Source organism: Streptomyces sp. NPDC030814 (assembly GCF_055572155.1).
The window spans coordinates 310058-328670 of record NZ_JBVIDX010000004.1 but is presented as its reverse complement, the minus strand read 5'-3'; the positions used below and the strand labels follow the sequence as shown (position 1 = coordinate 328670).

Sequence of the window (18613 nt, the reverse complement as noted above, 5' to 3'; positions counted from 1 at the left end):
TCTCAGCTGACCGCACCAGGAAGGATTCCCACCAGCAATGGCCGACGAGATCACCCCAGTCACGCCTGAGCCCTCCGAAGGCGAGACCACCGTGCGCATCGAGCCCGTCGGGCTCGAGACGGAGATGCAGCGCTCGTACCTGGACTACGCGATGTCCGTCATCGTGTCCCGCGCGCTGCCCGACGTGCGCGACGGTCTCAAGCCCGTCCACCGCCGTGTCCTGTACGCCATGTACGACGGCGGCTACCGGCCCGAGAAGGGCTTCTACAAGTGCGCCCGCGTCGTCGGCGACGTCATGGGCAACTACCACCCCCACGGCGACTCCTCGATCTACGACGCGCTGGTCCGCCTCGCGCAGCCGTGGTCGATGCGGATGCCGCTGGTGGACTCCAACGGCAACTTCGGCTCTCCGGGCAACGACCCGGCGGCGGCCATGCGCTACACCGAGTGCAAGATGGCGCCGCTGTCGATGGAGATGGTCCGTGACATCGACGAGGAGACCGTCGACTTCACGGACAACTACGACGGCCGCTCCCAGGAGCCGACCGTCCTGCCGGCCCGCTTCCCGAACCTGCTGATCAACGGTTCGGCCGGTATCGCGGTCGGCATGGCCACCAACATCCCGCCGCACAACCTCCGCGAGGTCGCGGCCGGCGCCCAGTGGTACCTGGAGAACCCGGAGGCCTCCCACGAGGAGCTCCTGGACGCCCTGATCGAGCGCATCAAGGGCCCCGACTTCCCGACCGGCGCCCTGGTCGTCGGCCGCAAGGGCATCGAGGAGGCGTACCGCACGGGTCGCGGCTCCATCACGATGCGCGCGGTCGTCGAGGTCGAGGAGATCCAGAACCGCCAGTGCCTGGTGGTCACGGAACTGCCGTACCAGGTCAACCCGGACAACCTCGCGCAGAAGATCGCCGACCTCGTCAAGGACGGCAAGATCGGCGGTATCGCCGACGTCCGCGACGAGACGTCCTCCCGTACGGGCCAGCGCCTGGTCATCGTGCTGAAGCGGGACGCGGTCGCCAAGGTCGTGCTGAACAACCTGTACAAGCACACCGACCTGCAGACGAACTTCGGCGCCAACATGCTGGCGCTCGTCGACGGCGTGCCCCGCACGCTCTCCCTGGACGCGTTCATCCGCCACTGGGTCACGCACCAGATCGAGGTCATCGTCCGCCGTACGCGCTTCCGGCTGCGCAAGGCCGAGGAGCGTGCGCACATCCTGCGCGGTCTGCTGAAGGCCCTGGACGCCATTGACGAGGTCATCGCGCTGATCCGGCGCAGCGACACCGTCGACATCGCGCGAACCGGCCTGATGGAGCTCCTGGAGATCGACGAGATCCAGGCCAACGCCATCCTCGAGATGCAGTTGCGACGGCTGGCTGCCCTGGAGCGTCAGAAGATCCTCCAGGAGCACGCCGAGCTCCAGGCGAAGATCAACGAGTACAACGAGATCCTCGCCTCGCCGGTCCGTCAGCGCGGCATCGTCAGTGAGGAACTCGCCGCGCTCGTCGAGAAGTACGGCGACGACCGCAAGACGATGCTGGTGCCCTACGACGGCGACATGTCCATCGAGGACCTCATCGCCGAGGAGGACATCGTCGTCACGGTCACCCGCGGCGGCTACGTCAAGCGCACCAAGACCGACGACTACCGGGCGCAGAAGCGCGGCGGCAAGGGCGTGCGCGGCGCGAAGCTCAAGGAAGACGACATCGTCGACCACTTCTTCGTGTCCACGACCCACCACTGGCTGCTGTTCTTCACCAACAAGGGCCGTGTCTACCGGGCCAAGGCCTACGAGCTGCCGGACGCCGGACGTGACGCGCGTGGACAGCACGTCGCCAACTTGCTGGCCTTCCAGCCGGACGAGGCGATCGCGGAGATCCTGGCGATCCGCGACTACGAGGCCGCGCCCTACCTGGTCCTCGCGACCAAGGGCGGTCTTGTGAAGAAGACGCCTCTGAAGGATTACGATTCGCCCCGTTCCGGCGGCGTCATCGCGATCAACCTCCGCGAGAAGGAGGACGGTTCCGATGACGAACTGATCGGAGCCGAGCTCGTGTCGGCAGAGGACGACATCCTTCTGATCAGCAAGAAGGCACAGTCGATCCGCTTCACGGCGACCGATGACGCGCTGCGGCCCATGGGCCGTGCGACCTCGGGTGTCAAGGGCATGAGTTTCCGTGAGGGAGACGAGCTGCTCTCGATGAATGTTGTTCGACCCGGTACGTTCGTGTTCACTGCCACAGACGGTGGGTACGCGAAGCGGACCGCCGTCGACGAGTACCGCGTCCAGGGTCGCGGCGGCCTCGGCATCAAGGCCGCCAAGATCGTGGAGGACCGTGGTTCGCTCGTCGGCGCGCTGGTGGTCGAGGAGACCGACGAGATCCTCGCCATCACGCTGTCGGGCGGTGTGATTCGTACGCGAGTCAATGAGATCAGGGAAACCGGCCGTGACACCATGGGCGTCCAACTGATCAACCTGGGCAAGCGCGATGCCGTGGTCGGCATCGCCCGTAACGCCGAGGCGGGACGCGAGGCGGAGGAGGTCGACGGCGAGGACGCCGCCGACGATACCGCCGAAGGTGTCGCGACGACCGGCACGGACGAGGGTGAGGCGCCCTCGGCCGAGTAGCACGAGGAGTGAGTCAGCGTGAGCGGAGCCACGGGCGCCGGATCGTCCGGTAGTTCGTCCGGCACTTCGACCGGTGCGGAAGCGGACGGCGGCGGCCGTGGCTCCGCCGCGCGTGCAATGGATACGCACACGACGCAGCTGAAGGCGATCAAGCCGAACCCGACCGATTCGGCTTCGCCCTCACCCTCGTCCGAGAAGCATGGATCGCAGGGGGGAAGTGTGACGGACACGAGGGGTGCGCAGGCCCAGCCGCCCGCGCCGGGAAGCCCGGCCGCGGCGCCGGGCGGGAGCGGGCGCCAGGCGCCGGCGCAACCCCAGCCGCAGGCTCCCGCCCAGTCGCAGGCCGCCGGCTCGGCGCTCCCCGGTGAGCGCGGTCCGCAGCGGCAGGCGGGGCCGTACCACCCGCCGCAGGCCTACCAGCCGGCGCCGGGCGAGGGCGCCTCGCGCAAGCCGCGTACAGGGGCCGGTACGGTGCCGCGTACGCGCAAGGCGCGGCTGCGGGTGGCCAAGGCCGACCCGTGGTCGGTGATGAAGGTCAGCTTCCTGCTTTCCATCGCCCTCGGCATCTGCACGATCGTCGCGGCCGCGGTGCTGTGGATGGTCATGAACGCGATGGGCGTCTTCTCCACGGTCGGCGCCACCATCTCCGAGGCCACCGGCTCGAACGAATCCAACGGCTTCGATCTGCAGTCGTTCCTGTCGCTGCCCAACGTGTTGATCTTCACCACGGTCATCGCGGTCATCGACGTCGTCCTCGCCACCGCCCTCGCGACCCTCGGCGCCTTCATCTACAACCTGTCCGCGGGCTTCGTAGGCGGCATCGAGCTGACGCTGGCGGAGGACGAGTAAGGGCGACGGCACCCTGAAAAGGAACCTCCTGCGGGGTGTCCCACTGCGTCGCGGGCCCTCTCCGGGTATCGATTTTGGGACTGCCCACGTCGTGCGCTAATCTTCAGGAGTCAGCGCGCGGGACACACACCGCAGAGCGCGGCGGGGCTATAGCTCAGTTGGTTAGAGCGCATCCCTGATAAGGATGAGGCCACAGGTTCAAATCCTGTTAGCCCCACCAGCGAAAAGACCCCCGGTCCACTAGGACCGGGGGTCTTTTGACGCCCATGGTTGACACCAACGGGAGTGAAACGGCGGCGGTCAGCCGATCAGCGGGTCCTCCAGCAGCTCTGCGAGCATCGTCACAGCTTCGCGCTCACTGACTCGTGGATAGGGCCAGTGGCCATGAGTCGATCACCGCATGGCGCGTGGCCTGCGGTCAAGACAATGCCTCCGGCGGGAGATCGGCCGGCACCGGGACGGAGGGGGCGCCAACGCCGACTGGGGGCCCGTAGTGGCGTGCGCTGGGAAGCTCCCATCCTGCCCACCGGCGACCCAGGCAGAGCCGAGCAGACACGGCCCCTGGCGTCCAGGTCGTTCGTACAGTGGCGCGCTCCGCCTGGATGCCAGGAACCACGCCCGCTCCACGGTGTGTGTCGACGGCGGACGGGATGGGAGCTGTCGGAGCGGCGGCGTACCGGCTCTCCGGGCGTCTCACACCGGACCGGCTCCGGACGGTGGACCGTCGGTTGTACGACAGGATGCGTGCCACGGACACCAAGGGCTTCGCCTGCGATGTGTGGGTCAACGAATCCGGCCGCGTCGTGCGCTTCGAGCAGTGGCTGGAGATGTCCGGCAACGCGGCGCGCAGCGTCGTGACGTTCAAGGAATGTCGTGACGTTCAAGGATTTCGGAAAGCCGGTGTCTGTGAGCGCACCCGAGTAGCTCCAGGCGGACCTGCCTGGGCTCTTCTGCGTGCTGTCCCGGCGCGCTGAACAGCGCCGGAGTCTGTGCCTGTGTCTGTGCCTGTGTGGACAGGTTGTGCTGGATGTCGGAAACCCCCGGATGGGAGCCGGGGGTTTTCTCTTGGTCTCGAGGCGCCGTACGCAGGGATCGCCGTGGTGTACGGGTGGACGTGGCTGGGCGCGGTCTCCGCGGGTTGTGGCTGGTCGCGGTCTCCGCGGGCGGGATCAGCGCTGAAGGCGTGTGACGCGCTCGGCGGGCGAGGAGGGGGCCGCAGGGGCGGCCGGCCGGACGGTGAGGGCCGATGCGTCGTTCAGAGGGCTGCTCGGGGCCGTGAGATGGCGGCAGGAGGGTGAGGAGCCGTGTGCCTCCGCGCGGATGCGCTGCTTCATCGTGGGTGGCAGTGCGTGGGCGCGGGGGCGGGAGGGGAGGGGCAGAGCCGCGGTCGTCGTACGGGCCGCGCAGTTGCGGGTGGTCTCGGTCTGCGGTACCGCGGCGGTCGCCGTGGTCGTGGCGAGTCCGAGCGCCGCGCACAGCGCGAGGAAGGCGGTGACGATGGTGGTCCACAGCTTCATGACCGTGTTCTGGGCCATGGCCCCTCACTTTCGGGTCGGGCGATTTGCGTACTTTCCTCATGATGTGTATGTGGACCGCGAAGTGGGGGACCGACGCCCGTGGCGCGTCGATCTTCAGATCAACACCACTCGGATGGACGCAAGGGGCTGCGAAAGTTCTCCGGAGCCGCGAAGCCGGGCGGGAAACCCGTGTGATGAACCTGCGATAGGAACGGCGGCATCCGGTTCTACTGGGGTCTTCCCGCCGGGAGTTGAGGGGCCGACGCAGGTCACCGATCGATATCGGTCGGTGTGTATAGTCGGGCGCCAGAGGTCCCCTACGTCAAGGAAAGACGAGGTCGCGCGGTGAAGAAGCTTCTCCTGGTCGCACTGGCCGCCATCGGCGGGCTCCTCGTGTACCGCCAGATCCAGGCGGATCGCGCCGAGCAGGATCTGTGGACGGAGGCGACTGACTCCGTGCCCACGGGTTCGTGAACATCGACATCAGTCTCAGAGCAGACCCCGGCCGTGCTTGCGGCCGGGGTTTTGTGTCACCTGGGCACGTCGTTCGGAAGACGGCGGAGGTCTCACGGACACCTTTGCTTCGCCTCCGCGAACATTGTGCTTCCGGTAGTGATTTGCCGCTCTTCTGAGAGCGCGATTTCGGCCGCTCGTCCCTGAGAAGGCGCGCACAAGTGCGGATGGAACGGCAGGATGGGCGCGTTCGGGCTACGACGAGGGGTGGCGCGTGATGGGGCGGCGCACGGTCTGGTGGCGTACAGCGGCAGCCGTGGGAGCGGCCCTGTGGATGACGACGGCACAGCCCGGTCCCGCCATGGCGGCAGACGCGCCGACGCCGTACTCCTACGCCGAGGACGCCACGACGGTCGACGGCTCGACGGGCACCACGCAAGCAGTACGGCTGGTACCGGGGCGGACGTACCGGAGCTCCATCGCCCCGGGCGAGAAGCTCTACTACCGCCTCGACCTCGACGCCACCGCCAACGCCTATGTCTCGGGTACCGCCGTCCCCCCGGCGGGGGCGACCGTCGCCTCCTCCGACGGGCTCAGGGTCTCCGTCGAGGACGTCGACGCCCACCGCTGCTCCTACGGGAACGCCCGCTTCGGCCCGACCCGCAGCGCCCACCCCGTGACCGCCTGGGCCTCGCGTGAGATCGGTGCCGACGAGTACATGTGCCAGGCGGCCGGGGCGTACTACCTCGTCGTCGAACGCGTCGGTCCGGGCGCGCCGTCGGGGACCTCGTCGGGTGTGCCCTCGAGGGCGGCCTCAGGTGGGTCGTCAGGTGGGTCGCCGGCTTCCGGCGGGAGGGGCTCGTCGTCGCAGGAATGGGGGCTCGAACTCGGCTACGTGTGGGAGCCCGCTGTGCAGAAGGCCGGCTCGACGGCCGCCCCCGAGAACTGGAACTCCGCGTCGCCCGAAGCACTGCAGGGAGATCCCGAGCGTCGACGCGGGGGGAGCGGCTTCGCCTCGGCCGGCCCCGTCGCACAGGGGATCTGGCAGGACGAGTCCGGGATCAGGGCCGGGGCCACTCTCTACTACAAGGTCCCCGTGGACTGGGGGCAGCAGCTCTACGCCACCGCCGAGCTGGGCAGCACGACCGGCGGCGGCGGGTATGTGGGCAACGCGCTGGTCATGTCGCTGTACAACCCGGGCCGCGGGCTCGTGGACGACGTCCTCGTGAACTACGGCGGTGATCAGCGCTCCGCCGCACTCGACCCGCTCCCTCCGGTCGCCTACGACAACCGGTACTCCCTGGACGACGAGGTCAGCGGGATGCGGTTCGCCGGCTGGTACTACCTGGCGGTCCACCTCGGTTCGGCGGTCGCCGAACGCTTCGGCGACAGGCCGATCGGGCTGACCCTGCGGATACGGGTGTCCGGCCGGCCCGGGGCCGGGCCGGGATATCTGGGCGCGGCCGAACCGCGCGGTGTCTTCGACGTCACCGACCAGGACCAGCAGGCCGCGGAGAAGGGGGTGGGGGACACACCGGAAGGGGCCGGGGACGCGGGAAGGCCCGGTGGCGAGGCGAGCGCCGGTGGCTCGGAGGGGGCCACGATCAGCGGGGGCAAGCGTCTTGCCATGACGGCGGTCGCCGCGGGCGGGATCGGTATGGGGAGCCTGCTGGTGCTGGGGTTGGTGCTGTGGACGCTTGTGGCACGGCGCCGCGCCGCGGCGGAGCGGCCGGTGGGGCAAGCGGGGTCGGTGGGGCCGGTGGGGTCGGGGGCGCCGCCGGGCGGGGGCAGGGCTTCGCGGCGCGGGCGGCATGGGCCGTCTCGGAGGTAGCACGCGTTCCCGGAGATGACCGCCCGGCGGTCAGAGCTGGCTCAGCGCCCAGAAACCCACGACAAAGCAGGCCAGGGCCAGCAGGAGGACAGAGACGACCACCTTCGCGGGCGGGCCGGGGCGCCGCCGCGCGATCGCCCTCGATCGGCGTGGAACCCGCGATGCCTGAGCGGTGTAGGAACCATGTGCAGCATATGCAGGCTGCACCGCCGGGGGCGAGACCTGAGAGAGGTCAAGGGGCGGTTGCGGCTGAGGGGAGGGCACATGCGTGGGCTCGTGGAGCGGAGGGTGCAGGGGCGTCCCGGCGGTGGGAGTGGCCTGCCGGTCCACCTGCGACTGGAGATGGCCGAGAGCGTGGTGCCGTCGCTCCGCACCGTGCGGCTCCGCACCCGGGGGCTCGGCGTACTGCGGCCCTGTCCGACGCGGTGGAGCATGGGTGGCCAGCACCTGCGGTGGTGGCAGAAGAAAGCTGCCGGTGTCTGACATCGTGGACGGCTGGGGTGGAACGGGATCGCGCTCGGGTCGTGGGGGTGCAGGGTCGGTGCGCGACGGTATGGGTTCGGACTGCGACGATATGGGTTCGGACTGCGACGGTACCGGTTCGGACTGCGACGATATGGGTTCGGACTGCGACGGTACGGCAAGGGAGGGCGGCTCGGAGGCCGCCTGGCCTGGGCGCTCCGCAGAGGGGGAGCCCGCACCCTCGTACCACTGCCCGGTGCCGGCCCCCGAGCTGCTGCTTGAGCTGGTCCGGGGCGGCGCTGTGCGAGGCATGGGCGGTGGCAATACCGAGCCGCTGTAAGGAGGTTGAGGCAAGGAGCCGTTGGGCGGAGCCGGAGGAACGGCGCCCGGACCGGGCCGCGCGAGCGAACCCTGGGACGGCATGGCCTCGGGCAGCTGAGCGGGGAGTGGTGGAGCAGGGGGAGGCGGAGGCGTCGAGTCCGTCCCCCGCCCGGAAACCGACGAGGACGTGGCGCCCGTGCTCGGCCCACTCGGATCCAGCCCCGACGCCCGCTGCAGCGGGCCCTCCTGACCGAACCCCGTGGGCAGCGGCCCCAGTTGGTCGAACACCTCCACCAACTCGTCGTCGGGGCCGGGCTCGGGAAGCAGCTCGGTGGCTGCGGCGAGTGCCTTGCGGGCGCCTGTGGCCGTACGGAAACGGGCATGGGGGTCCGGCTGGAGCAGCGTGGCGATGATCTGCCACAGGGGCTCCGGGATGCCTCGCGGGGCCTTCGGTGTGCCGTGGGCGGCGAAGTGTTCGATGAGCGCCTTGGAGTCGGGTTTGGCGCCCTCCAGGAGGTACAGGGCGACGAGGCCCACCGCGAAGAGGTCGGCGGGGAAGTCGGGGTCCGCGCCCAGCATCTGCTCGGGGGCGAAGTAACCCGGCGTTCCCACCACGTAGTTGGTCTCGGTGAGCCGGGGCTCGCCCAGGCGCATGGCGATGCCGAAGTCGGACAGGCGGAGGCGGGGCCGGGCCGTGCCGGTGGCCTCCAGCAGCACATTGGCGGGCTTGATGTCGCGGTGGATGACGCCTTCCGCGTGCACCGCGGCGAGGCCGGACAGCAACTGGTCGAGCAGGGCGCAGACGTAGGCGGGCGGAAGGGGGCCGTAGTCGTTGACGAGATTGACCAGGGAGCCCCCGGCGACCAGGTCCATGGTGAACAGGACCTTGTCGTCATCGGCGGCCCAGCTGGCGGGCGCGAGCACGTGGGGATGGTCGATCCGCACGGCCTGTTCACGGACGAAGCGCAGCAGAGCGTGCGCGTCGCGCTGCTGCAGGACCTTGGCGGCCACGTACCGACGGCGTCGGTGGTCCCATGTGCGCCAGACGGCGCCGACTCCCCCGCGTCCGATCGGGTCGACCAGTTCGTACCGGCCGGCGAAGACCTCACCCATGGTTGTGCGTCGTTCCCCCTTCGGCTCCCCCCCCAGGCTGCCCGTCGGCGGAGGACACGGCTTCCGAGCCAGCGGCCTCCGCGGAGTCGGCTTCTGCCTACCGGTTTCCCACGGAGCTCGTTTCCGTACCTCTGTCGCCCAGTCGCCTTGTGCGGCTCTTCCCCTCGGCCTCCTTTGCCGTCTCTGCCTCTCCGCCCTGGCCGGTCTCTCCGCCGGCCCGTTCCCTCTCGGCTCTCGTCGAGCCTACGTTCGCGTCTTCGTGACTCCAGTGGGCCTGTTCGGCCCCGCGTTCCTCGCCCGCTCCGGCCGCGGCCCGGTCGCCGACCCCGTCTCGGTGACCGGGCCTCGAACTCAGTTCTGGTGGGACTGGTAGTGAGCCACCGCGTCCGAGGTGCGGCCCGCGCCGTACACCCGGAGGAACTCTGCCAGTTCGGGGTGGGTCGGGGCGAGGGTGTCCGCCGCCTCGATGATGTCGCCCGCGGCCGCCACCGAGCGCAGCAGCGACTGGATCTCGCGGACGACCCGCTTGACCGTGGGTGCCCCGGAACTGGTCGTCGACTGCGTGGTGTTGCTGAGCACAGATCCCCCCTGCGACTTCTTGATCTCGTCCATGCGCTCGGTCGCCTCGGCGGCGCTCACGCTGCCGTCCGCGACCTGCCCCGCCAGGTCCTGCAGCAACTGCACCCGCTGAACCACGGCCGGGTTTCCGATCTTGGCCCGCTGACCACTCATCAACTGCGACAGCATCGGTGCGGAAAGGCCCAGTACCCCCGCGAGACGGGCCTGGTTGAGACCCAGGTCCTCGATGAGCCTACGGAAGAGCGCCCCCAGTGGCTCTCCGTACCAGTTCCGCTGCAGCTCCCGGGCTCTTGCGGTCGCTTCCTGCTGTGCGGCGTCCATTGCGTCTCCCCATCGCTTCCCCAAAAACTGCGGTTCGCTGTCGCGAACCACGACGAGCATCTTACGGAGAGTGGTCGTTCACGGGGACCCCCAATCTTTTTGCGAGATACCGGGGGTGACCCGGTACTCTGGTCTGCGGCGCCACCCGGTGGTCGGTACTTCCGGGCGGACGCTTCCCTTCCGGGGCCTTAGCTCAGTTGGTAGAGCGCTGTCTTTGCATGGCAGATGTCAGGGGTTCGACTCCCCTAGGCTCCACAGTGGATGGACCGGGCCGGACGTCGTAGGACGTCCGGCCCGGTCCTTTTTCTGTCGCCCGCCGCCCGCCCGTCATCCAGGGCTCCGGAGGGGCCTCGTCGCGATCGCGATCTGTGCAGTGGACGAGCGGACTGCCCCTGGAGCCGTGAGACGGGTAAAGGCATGTGCCGACGTGCGCATATGCGAAAACCGTGTGCTGCGTCACAGGGGCGGAAGGTGGAAGGGGTTCATCACCCTTCGCAATCGGACCGACACATTCCGGGGTGCTCGAGAGTCCGTTATCCGTGCGTGTTTCACGTGAAACAGCCCTGCGGGCCGCAAGACCGTCAAGTCTTCCGGCCCGCAGGGCTGTTCAAAGGCTCCTCGCCTCGGCCCTCGGTCGCGGCGAGGCTCGTCTCAGCGGCGGTCGTCCCGGTCCGCGGCCTCGTCCTCGGCCTGCTTGGCCTCGACCTCGGGGTCGAGGGCGGACTCGCCGCTGCCGTCCACGGAAGACAGCCGACCGGGCTCGGAGACCTCCGTGGCGGCGGGGGGCTCGACCAACCAGTCGGGGTTGGCCTGCTTGTCCCACCACTTCCAGGCGGCGAAGGCGCCGCCCGCGAGGACACCGAGCACGGCGACACCCTTGAAGGCGCGGCCGGCCTTGGCGCGACGCTGCTGCTTGCGCAGCAGCTTCTGGATCTGCTCGGGCGACACCTGGCCGCGCAGCGCGGCCAACGCCGCCACGCTCCGGGCCGTCGCCTCCTCCCGCATGGGGCCGGCAGCGGCCACTGCCTGCTCGAAACGCGGGCGGGAGTAGTCGGCGGCCTGGCGGGCCGCCCTGCGGGTGCGGGCGGCGGCCTCATGGGCCGCACTGTCGATCTTCGGCGGTACATGCGTGCGTGCCTGTTCCAGACGCGGGACGACAAGGGCGCCGTACTGGACGCGTGCCTGTTCCGCGGCCTGCGACACCTTTGGCGCGATCTTGACGCGCGCCTCATGTGCGTAGTGCGAGGCCTTCTCCTTGGCCGTGTCGGCGTAAGGCGCCACCACTTCCGCGGCGTGCAGCACGCTGTCCTTCGCCGAACCGGTCGCGGCGCGCACGCTGTCGATGCGGGTCACGGGATCCTCCTCCTCGGTGGCGTACGGTATTTCGACTTTCCACCCTTTTGGGGATCATGCCTCTCGGAACGCTCTGGGGCATGTGAGGGCGGGCATCCGGGTCATGCGTGTCGACTCCGCGTGATCAGGGATCAGGGAACCGCTCAAGATCCGGTGCTGTGCAATTGCGGATGAATACGGGGCAACGGGAGCTTGTCCACGACAGTGCCGACAATGCCACGGATCGTCGCCAAGCGCGCCGATACCGGGGGTACTCGACCGGTTTTCCGCGCGCATGCCGTACGAGGGTGTGGCCGTCGGGCGACTCCGGGCGCCGTCCGTGCGAGGATCGGAGGAGTCACAGAGGACAACGGAAGGCAGATCGTGGCTGAGCAGCTGTACGCCACCCTGAAGACCAACCACGGCGACATCGAGGTGCGGCTGCTGCCGAACCACGCGCCCAAGACGGTGAAGAACTTCGTCGAGCTCGCCAAGGGCGAGCGGGAGTGGACCCACCCGGCGACCGGCCAGAAGTCCACGGACAAGCTCTACGACGGCACGGTCTTCCACCGGGTGATCAGTGGATTCATGATTCAGGGCGGTGACCCGCTGGGCAACGGCACCGGCGGCCCCGGTTACCAGTTCGGGGACGAGTTCCACCCGGATCTCGCGTTCGACAAGCCCTACCTGCTGGCGATGGCCAACGCCGGTCCGGGCACCAACGGCTCGCAGTTCTTCATCACCGTCGCCCCGACGGCGTGGCTGAACCGGAAGCACACCATCTTCGGCGAGGTCGTCGACGCGGCCAGCCAGAAGGTCGTCGACTCCATCGCGAGCGCCCAGACCAACCCCCGCACCGACCGCCCGGTCAAGGACGTCGTCATCGAGTCCGTCGTCGTCGAGACCCGCCAGGGCTGAGCCGGCCAACGGTCCGCCGGGCCGAGGCGTCAGGGGCACCGGCGCATGCCGAACCCGAAAGGTTCGCAAGGTCCCTAAGGGAACCATTCGCCCCGCTCATCCGTAAGGATGGGCGGGGCCGATGCGTTCCACACACGAGACGGAGGGGACCCGATGGACCAGGTGCCGAGCAGCCCGCAGGACGCGCAGAGCCTGCCCACCTGCTACCGGCACCCGGAGCGCGAGACAGGCATCCGCTGCACCCGCTGTGAGCGCCCGATCTGCCCCGAGTGCATGGTGAGCGCCTCCGTCGGCTTCCAGTGCCCCGAATGCGTCCGCAACGGCTCGGGTACGGGCCATGCGCCCTCCGCCTCCCAGCCCCGCACTCTCGCGGGCGGCACGGTCAGCGCGGATCCCCGCCTTCTCACCAAGATCCTGATCGGCGCGAACCTGCTGCTGTTCCTGGTGCAGATGTCGCTGGGCGACCGCTTCACCGACCGGTTCTTCCTCGTCGCGCGGTTCTGGGACCCGGAGTTCGGCACCTCGCTCCAGGGCGTCGCCGAAGGCCAGTGGTACCGGATGGTCACGTCGATGTTCCTGCACGGTGGCGTCACACACATCCTGTTCAACATGCTCAGCCTCTGGTGGATCGGCGGCCCCCTGGAGGCGGCCCTGGGCCGCGCCCGCTATCTGACGCTCTACTTCGTCTCCGGCCTTGCGGGCAGTGCCCTCACCTACCTGCTCGCCGCTCCGAACCAATCGTCCCTCGGTGCGTCCGGCGCGATCTTCGGTCTCTTCGGCGCCACCGGTGTTCTCATGCGGCACCTCAACTACGACATGCGCCCGCTGGTCATCCTGCTGGTGATCAACCTGATCTTTACGTTCAGCCCGTTCTTCAACATCTCCTGGCAGGCCCATGTGGGCGGCCTCGTCGGCGGTGTCGTGGTCGGCTACGCGATGGTGCACGCTCCCCGCGAGCGGCGGGCCCTGATCCAGTTCGGGGTGTGTGCCCTCGTCCTGGCCGCCGTGGTGATCATGACCCTGGTCAGGACGGCACAGCTCACCTGACCAGCCCTGAAACGTCCGTGGGCGGGCCTGGCGCCTCTCGCTTCAGCACTGTTGTCCACAGACTGTGGCGGATCTTGTGCATAGGGTGCGGGAACAGGTGTGCCCCCTGCCGCTCACCTGCGTTTCTGCAGGTCAGGCAGGGGGCGAACATGCTTTCGGGTGTCGGTGGATCAGTCATACCGGCGTCAACGCCCGATGAGTTATCCACAGATCGTCGTTCTTTTTCCCCACTGTGGACAACGCCTGTGGATAACTCCGTGGATAGCTCTGGGGAGGGCTAGTCACACGGCGTGGAAACTGCTACTTCCACTGGGTCGAGACACCGAATCCGGCGGCGATGAAGCCGAAGCCCACCACGATGTTCCAGTTGCCCAGGGAGTCGATGGGCAGCGAGCCGTCGGTCACATAGAAGAGGACGATCCAGGCCAGGCCGATGAGGAACATGGCCAGCATGACGGGAGCCACCCAGCCACGGCTGTTCAGCTTGATGGCAGTGGCCTGCTTCGACGGCGGCGGCGTGTAGTCGGCCTTCTTGCGGATACGTGACTTCGGCACGAGGGTCTCTCCTGTCGATGCGCTGCGTGGCCGCGCAGGGAATGGGGCGGGCTCCGGGGCAGCGTACAAGGGGACACTGAATGCTCCCCCGGGCGTCCGTTAGCGTAGTGCTTCCGCGCCGCCTAAGGAGATAAGGGTACGTTGAGCAATTCAGCCGACTCCCCCGAGGCCGGTTCCGGCAACTCCTCCGGGACGGGTTCCGGGGCCATCGAACCGGACGGCGCCTCGTCCCCGGCGACCGGTGACGCTTCCGCCCGGGGCGGTTTCCGGCCCGCGCGCGTGCTCACCGTGGGGGTCTTCGCCCTCGCCGGGCTCATCTTCTTCACCAGCTTCGACACGGCCAAGGGCACGAATATCCGTACGGACGCCTCGTTGCTCAAGCTCTCCGACCTGATCCAGGAGCGCAGCCACAAGAACGGGCAGCTCGACGAGTCGAACGCGGTGCTCCGGGACGACGTGGAGGCCCTCGCCGAGCGGGACGACGGCAGCACCGAGGCCGACGACGCACGGCTCACCGCGCTGGAGAAGAACGCCGGCACCCAGAAGCTCAAGGGCGACGCCATCACCGTCACCCTCAACGACGCCCCGCCGGACGCCACCGCCAAGCTCCCCGGCTACCCCGAGCCGCAGCCTGACTACCTGGTCATCCACCAGCAGGACCTGCAAGCGGTGGTGAACGCCCTGTGGCTGGGCGGCGCCAAGGGGATCAAGGTCATGGACCAGCGGCTCATCTCCACCAGCGCGGTGCGGTGCGTCGGCAACACCCTGATCCTCCAGGGCCGCGTCTACTCACCCCCGTACAAGATCCAGGCTGTCGGCGACCCCGAGAAGCTCCAGAAGGCGCTGGCCGAGAGCAAGGCGATCCAGAACTACATGGTGTACGTCAACGTCTACGGACTCGGCTGGAAAGTCACCGAGGACGGCCCGGTGACTCTTCCCGGTTACTCGGGCACAGTGGATCTGCAGTACGCGAAGCCCGTGGAGTAGAAGCCCGTAACGGCGGCCGGGGGACCTGTGTCGGTGCGTGTGATCGTCAGGACCGTCAGCGAACTCTGCATCACCGTCGGCACCGTGATCGTGCTCTTCGTCGTCTATGTGCTCTTCTGGACGGGAGTGAAGGCCGACACCGAGATGGACCGCCAGGTCGACCTGCTCCAGGACCAGTGGGCGAGGCAACCGGTGCGGCCGACTTCCGCTCCGGGGACCACGGCCGCCCCGAAGCGGCCCGCGCCGTACGAGGACGCCACGCCCTTCGCCCTCATGTACATCCCGCGTCTTGGTTTCACGTGGAACAAGCCCGTTCTGGAGGGCACCAGGACGAGCACCTTGAAGAAGGGGCTCGGACATTACGCGAACACCGCTCAGCTGGGACAGAAGGGAAACTTCGCGGTCGCGGGCCACCGCCGTACCTACGGCGATCCCTTCAAAGACTTTCCCAAGCTGCGCCCCGGTGACGCGGTGGTCCTGACCGACGGCGCCCAGTGGTTCACCTACGTCATCGACAAGGGGCCCCATCGGACCTTGCCCACGGATGTCCAGGTCATCGACCCCGTACCGGAGAGCTCCGGCTACACGCGCGCGGGCCGCTACCTCACGTTGACGACCTGTGACCCTGAGTGGGGCCACAGTCATCGGCTCATCGTGTGGGGCCATCTCGAATCCATGAAGCCTGTGGAGTCAGGGAAACCTGAGGCACTACGCCGTTAGTCTGGTGGCGGTACGGCGTGAGTCCGGTGCCGTGGTGTGAAGGAAGGGACGGCATGTACGGCTGGATCTGGCGGCATCTGCCCGGCAATGCATGGGTGAAGGCGCTGCTCTCCATCGTGCTCGCCCTGGCCGTCGTCTACGTCCTCTTCCAGTACGTCTTTCCCTGGGCGGAACCCCTGCTGCCCTTCAACGATGTGACGGTGAACGACCAGTGAGTGCCGCCCGACCCGCCCGCATCCTCGTCGTCGACAACTACGACAGCTTCGTCTTCAACCTGGTCCAGTACCTGTACCAGCTGGGCGCGGAGTGCGAGGTGCTGCGCAACGACGAGGTGGCGACCGCCCACGCCGAGGACGGCTTCGACGGTGTCCTGCTGTCCCCCGGACCGGGCACCCCCGAGGAGGCCGGCGTCTGCGTCGACATGGTCCGTCACTGCGCCGGGACCGGGGTGCCCGTCTTCGGTGTCTGCCTCGGCATGCAGTCCATGCAGGTGGCCTACGGAGGTGTCGTCGACCGGGCTCCCGAGCTGTTGCACGGCAAGACGTCGCTGGTGGAGCACGAGGGCAAGGGCGTCTTCGCGGGCCTGCCGACCCCCTTCACCGCGACCCGCTACCACTCGCTGGCCGCGGAGCCCCGGACCGTGCCGGTCGAGCTGGAGGTCACGGCTCGCACGCACGACGGGATCATCATGGGGCTCAGGCACCGTGAACTGCCGGTCGAGGGCGTGCAGTTCCACCCCGAGTCGGTGCTCACCGAGCACGGCCACCGCATGCTGGCCAACTGGCTGGTGGAATGCGGGGACGAAGGGGCGGTGGCGAGGTCGGCGGGGCTCGCCCCGGTGGTGGGCAGGGCCACGGCGTGACAGCCCTGCGCCCCGAGCGTGAAAGTGCCCCCTACGGCGGCGAGGCCGCGTACGGGGGCGCCGAGTCGTTCGAGGCGGAGGACTTCCGCACCCAGCCCCCGGCCCAGCCGCCCCAGCAGTGGTACGTCCCGCCGCAGCCGCAGGCCCAGGCCCAGGACATGGATTACGCCCAGGGCGACTGGTACAGCCGACGGGACCATGCGGAGCCCTCGTACCAACCGCACCCGAGGACGCCCTACGGAGAGCCGTACGAGAGCTACGAACCGCCCGCCTACGAGACGGCACGGCCCACCGCCTATGAACCGGCCGTGCACGAGCACCTCATGGTCGACACCGCCCAGGAGCACCCGCCGATCGACGAGGAGACGGTGGCCCTCCGGGTGGAGGAGGCCCGGCGCCTGGCCGCGGAGGCCGAGGCGATACCCACGCCGCCCGCTCCGGGGGGCCGTGCCGCGCGCCGTAAGGCCGCGAGACGGCACGGGAGGCACGGAGGGTCCCCGGGAGCCCGTACGGGCCCCGGGGCCGCTCAGGGGCTCGACAAGCCCTTAGGCGCGGCTGGAGAGGCGCCGACGCCTCTCTCCCGTGTCGAGGCCCGGCGGGCCGCGCGGGCGCGCAAGCCCAGCATGGCCGTGGTCGCGAGCCGGGCGATCGGCGAGGTGTTCATCACCACCGGCGTGCTGATGCTGCTGTTCGTGACCTACCAGCTCTGGTGGTCGAACATCCTGGCCCAGCAGCAGGCCGGCCGCGAGGCGACGAGCCTTCAGGAGGAGTGGAAGAGCGGCAAGCGCGCGCCGGGGGCGTTCGAGCCCGGGCAGGGCTTCGCCATCCTGCACATTCCGAAGCTCGACGTGGTCGTGCCGATCGCCGAGGGCATCAGCAAGTCGAAGGTCCTGGACCGCGGGATGGTCGGACACTACGACGAGAACAGCACCAAGACGGCCATGCCCCAGGACAAGACGGGCAACTTCGGGGTCGCGGGACACCGCAACACCCACGGAGAACCGTTCCGGTACATCAATCGGCTCAAGCCGGGCGACCCGATTGTCGTGGAGACCCAGGACACGTACTACGTCTACGACATGGCCTCGATCCTGCCGGTGACGGCGCCGTCAAACATCAGTGTGCTGGATCCGGTGCCCCCGGGCTCGGGATTCACCGGACCGGGCCGCTACATCACGCTCACCACGTGCACCCCGGAGTTCACCAGCAAGTACCGCATGATCGTGTGGGGCAAGATGGTGGAGGAACGGCCGCGCAGCAAGGGGAAGCCCGACGCGCTCGTCCAGTAGGGGCTCGACCAAGGGCGGATGAACTGTGGCAGTGACCACCGACGAGACCGAAGAGCAGACGGAAACGTCCGAGACCGCGCCGAAGCGTCGTCGCATGGGACGGATCGCGATGGCGGTCAGTGTCTTCGGTGAGCTCCTCATCACCGCGGGCGTGGTGCTGGGCCTGTTCGTCGTCTACTCGCTGTGGTGGACGAACGTCCTGGCCGACCGCGAGGCCGGCGAGGAAGCCGACAAGGTCCGCGACAACTGGGCGGCGGCGGACGAACGCCCGGGCGCCCTGGACACCAAGGACGGCATCGGCTTCCTGCATGTGCCGGCCATGGAGAACGACGAGGTCCTGGTCAAGAAGGGCACCTCGGCCAAGGTCCTCAACGGCGGTGTCGCCGGCTACTACACGAGCCCGCTCAAGGCGACCCTCCCCACCTCGGGCAAGAACGGCAACTTCGCCCTCGCCGCCCACCGCGACGGCCACGGCGCCAAGTTCCACAACATCGACAAGCTCGAGAAGGGCGATCCGATCGTCTTCGAGACCCGCGACAACTGGTACGTCTACAAGGTCTACGAAACCCTCTCCGAGACGTCGAAGTACAACGTCAAGGTCCTGTCGAGCATCCCCAGGGAGTCCGGCAGGAAGAAGGCCGGCAAGTACATCACTCTCACCACCTGCACTCCCGTCTACACCTCCCGCCACCGGTACATCGTGTGGGGCGAGCTGGAGCGAGTGGAACGGGTGAACGCGGAACGCACCCCGCCGAAGGAACTGCGCTAGCGGCCCGTGCGCCGGTCGTGGACCGGGCGAGCAGTCCGGAAAGACCGATGCCC

Annotated in this window: 17 protein-coding genes and 2 tRNA genes; 14 read left to right on the top strand and 5 right to left on the bottom strand. The window is 68.6% G+C overall.

The window, feature by feature from the left end; translation table 11 throughout:
* Positions 1-37 precede the first annotated feature (37 nt).
* The 3 genes from gyrA (at position 38) to ACZ43N_RS11690 (ending at position 3704) form a co-directional block, all read left to right on the top strand.
* Positions 38-2635 carry a DNA gyrase subunit A gene (gene gyrA / locus ACZ43N_RS11700; protein ID WP_468096865.1) on the top strand — a complete coding sequence of 866 codons (2598 nt, stop codon included), beginning with the start codon at positions 38-40 and terminating at the stop codon, positions 2633-2635.
* Between the two features lie 18 nt (positions 2636-2653).
* Complete coding sequence (locus ACZ43N_RS11695) at positions 2654-3484, top strand: DUF3566 domain-containing protein (protein ID WP_468096863.1); 831 nt, start codon at positions 2654-2656, stop codon at positions 3482-3484.
* 143 nt (positions 3485-3627) lie between these two features.
* Positions 3628-3704 (top strand) — tRNA-Ile (locus ACZ43N_RS11690).
* 949 nt (positions 3705-4653) lie between these two features.
* Here ACZ43N_RS11690 and ACZ43N_RS11685 read toward each other — a convergent pair.
* Positions 4654-5019, bottom strand: coding sequence for a DUF6344 domain-containing protein (locus ACZ43N_RS11685; protein WP_468096862.1), 366 nt, complete (start codon positions 5017-5019; stop codon positions 4654-4656).
* Positions 5020-5346: 327 nt separating this feature from the next.
* On the opposite strand from ACZ43N_RS11685, the gene ACZ43N_RS11680 reads away from it, so the two are divergent.
* Both ACZ43N_RS11680 and ACZ43N_RS11675 read left to right on the top strand, forming a co-directional pair.
* Entirely contained in the window at positions 5347-5475 is a 129-nt protein-coding gene (locus ACZ43N_RS11680) for a DLW-39 family protein (RefSeq protein WP_003999697.1), read from the top strand.
* Positions 5476-5788: 313 nt separating this feature from the next.
* Positions 5789-7285: a hypothetical protein gene (locus ACZ43N_RS11675; protein WP_468096860.1), complete on the top strand. Its 1497-nt coding sequence runs from the start codon at positions 5789-5791 to the stop codon at positions 7283-7285.
* 30 nt (positions 7286-7315) lie between these two features.
* On the opposite strand, the gene ACZ43N_RS11670 is transcribed toward ACZ43N_RS11675, so the two are convergent.
* Positions 7316-9181, bottom strand: coding sequence for a serine/threonine-protein kinase (locus ACZ43N_RS11670; protein WP_468096859.1), 1866 nt, complete (start codon positions 9179-9181; stop codon positions 7316-7318).
* 351 nt (positions 9182-9532) lie between these two features.
* Positions 9533-10081, bottom strand: coding sequence for a helix-turn-helix domain-containing protein (locus ACZ43N_RS11665; protein WP_033530590.1), 549 nt, complete (start codon positions 10079-10081; stop codon positions 9533-9535).
* A gap of 182 nt (positions 10082-10263) precedes the next feature.
* On the opposite strand from ACZ43N_RS11665, the gene ACZ43N_RS11660 reads away from it, so the two are divergent.
* Positions 10264-10336: transfer RNA gene (locus tag ACZ43N_RS11660), tRNA-Ala, on the top strand.
* A gap of 396 nt (positions 10337-10732) precedes the next feature.
* Here the strand turns inward: ACZ43N_RS11660 and ACZ43N_RS11655 are convergent.
* Positions 10733-11434, bottom strand: coding sequence for a DUF5324 family protein (locus tag ACZ43N_RS11655; RefSeq protein ID WP_468096858.1), 702 nt, complete (start codon positions 11432-11434; stop codon positions 10733-10735).
* 363 nt (positions 11435-11797) lie between these two features.
* On the opposite strand from ACZ43N_RS11655, the gene ACZ43N_RS11650 reads away from it, so the two are divergent.
* On the top strand, positions 11798-12331 hold the full coding sequence (locus ACZ43N_RS11650; RefSeq protein ID WP_468096856.1) for a peptidylprolyl isomerase: 534 nt from the start codon (positions 11798-11800) through the stop codon (positions 12329-12331).
* Positions 12332-12484: 153 nt separating this feature from the next.
* Entirely contained in the window at positions 12485-13378 is an 894-nt protein-coding gene (locus tag ACZ43N_RS11645; RefSeq protein WP_468096855.1) for a rhomboid family intramembrane serine protease, read from the top strand.
* Positions 13379-13678: 300 nt separating this feature from the next.
* Here the strand turns inward: ACZ43N_RS11645 and crgA are convergent, their stop codons facing one another.
* Positions 13679-13933 (bottom strand): cell division protein CrgA, encoded by a 255-nt coding sequence (crgA, locus tag ACZ43N_RS11640; protein ID WP_468096853.1) that lies wholly within the window; start codon positions 13931-13933, stop codon positions 13679-13681.
* Positions 13934-14074: 141 nt separating this feature from the next.
* On the opposite strand from crgA, the gene ACZ43N_RS11635 reads away from it, so the two are divergent.
* Genes ACZ43N_RS11635 through ACZ43N_RS11610 form a run of 6 tightly spaced genes read left to right on the top strand, consistent with a single transcriptional unit; the run spans position 14075 to position 18560 of the window.
* Positions 14075-14920, top strand: a complete 846-nt coding sequence (locus ACZ43N_RS11635) for a DUF881 domain-containing protein (RefSeq protein WP_468096851.1) — start codon at positions 14075-14077, stop codon at positions 14918-14920.
* Between the two features lie 33 nt (positions 14921-14953).
* Entirely contained in the window at positions 14954-15640 is a 687-nt protein-coding gene (locus ACZ43N_RS11630; RefSeq protein WP_468096850.1) for a class E sortase, read from the top strand.
* A 53-nt stretch (positions 15641-15693) separates the two neighbouring features.
* Positions 15694-15855, top strand: a complete 162-nt coding sequence (locus ACZ43N_RS11625; protein ID WP_468096848.1) for a hypothetical protein — start codon at positions 15694-15696, stop codon at positions 15853-15855.
* Positions 15852-16502 carry an aminodeoxychorismate/anthranilate synthase component II gene (locus ACZ43N_RS11620; RefSeq protein ID WP_468096847.1) on the top strand — a complete coding sequence of 217 codons (651 nt, stop codon included), beginning with the start codon at positions 15852-15854 and terminating at the stop codon, positions 16500-16502. The genes ACZ43N_RS11625 and ACZ43N_RS11620 overlap by 4 nt, the downstream gene beginning before the upstream one ends.
* A complete protein-coding gene (locus ACZ43N_RS11615; protein ID WP_468096845.1) occupies positions 16499-17791 on the top strand; it encodes a class E sortase in 1293 nt (430 codons plus the stop codon). The genes ACZ43N_RS11620 and ACZ43N_RS11615 overlap by 4 nt, the downstream gene beginning before the upstream one ends.
* Positions 17792-17816: 25 nt before the next feature.
* Entirely contained in the window at positions 17817-18560 is a 744-nt protein-coding gene (locus ACZ43N_RS11610) for a class E sortase (protein WP_468096843.1), read from the top strand.
* Positions 18561-18613 lie beyond the last annotated feature (53 nt).

Coding starts and splice junctions, on each gene's coding strand:
- gyrA (WP_468096865.1), top strand. CDS start 38: ATGGCCGACGAGATCACCCCAGTCACGCCTGAGCCCTCCGAAGGCGAG.
- ACZ43N_RS11645 (WP_468096855.1), top strand. CDS start 12,485: ATGGACCAGGTGCCGAGCAGCCCGCAGGACGCGCAGAGCCTGCCCACC.
- ACZ43N_RS11670 (WP_468096859.1), bottom strand. CDS start 9,181: ATGGGTGAGGTCTTCGCCGGCCGGTACGAACTGGTCGACCCGATCGGA.
- ACZ43N_RS11675 (WP_468096860.1), top strand. CDS start 5,789: ATGACGACGGCACAGCCCGGTCCCGCCATGGCGGCAGACGCGCCGACG.
- ACZ43N_RS11665 (WP_033530590.1), bottom strand. CDS start 10,081: ATGGACGCCGCACAGCAGGAAGCGACCGCAAGAGCCCGGGAGCTGCAG.
- ACZ43N_RS11625 (WP_468096848.1), top strand. CDS start 15,694: ATGTACGGCTGGATCTGGCGGCATCTGCCCGGCAATGCATGGGTGAAG.
- ACZ43N_RS11685 (WP_468096862.1), bottom strand. CDS start 5,019: ATGGCCCAGAACACGGTCATGAAGCTGTGGACCACCATCGTCACCGCC.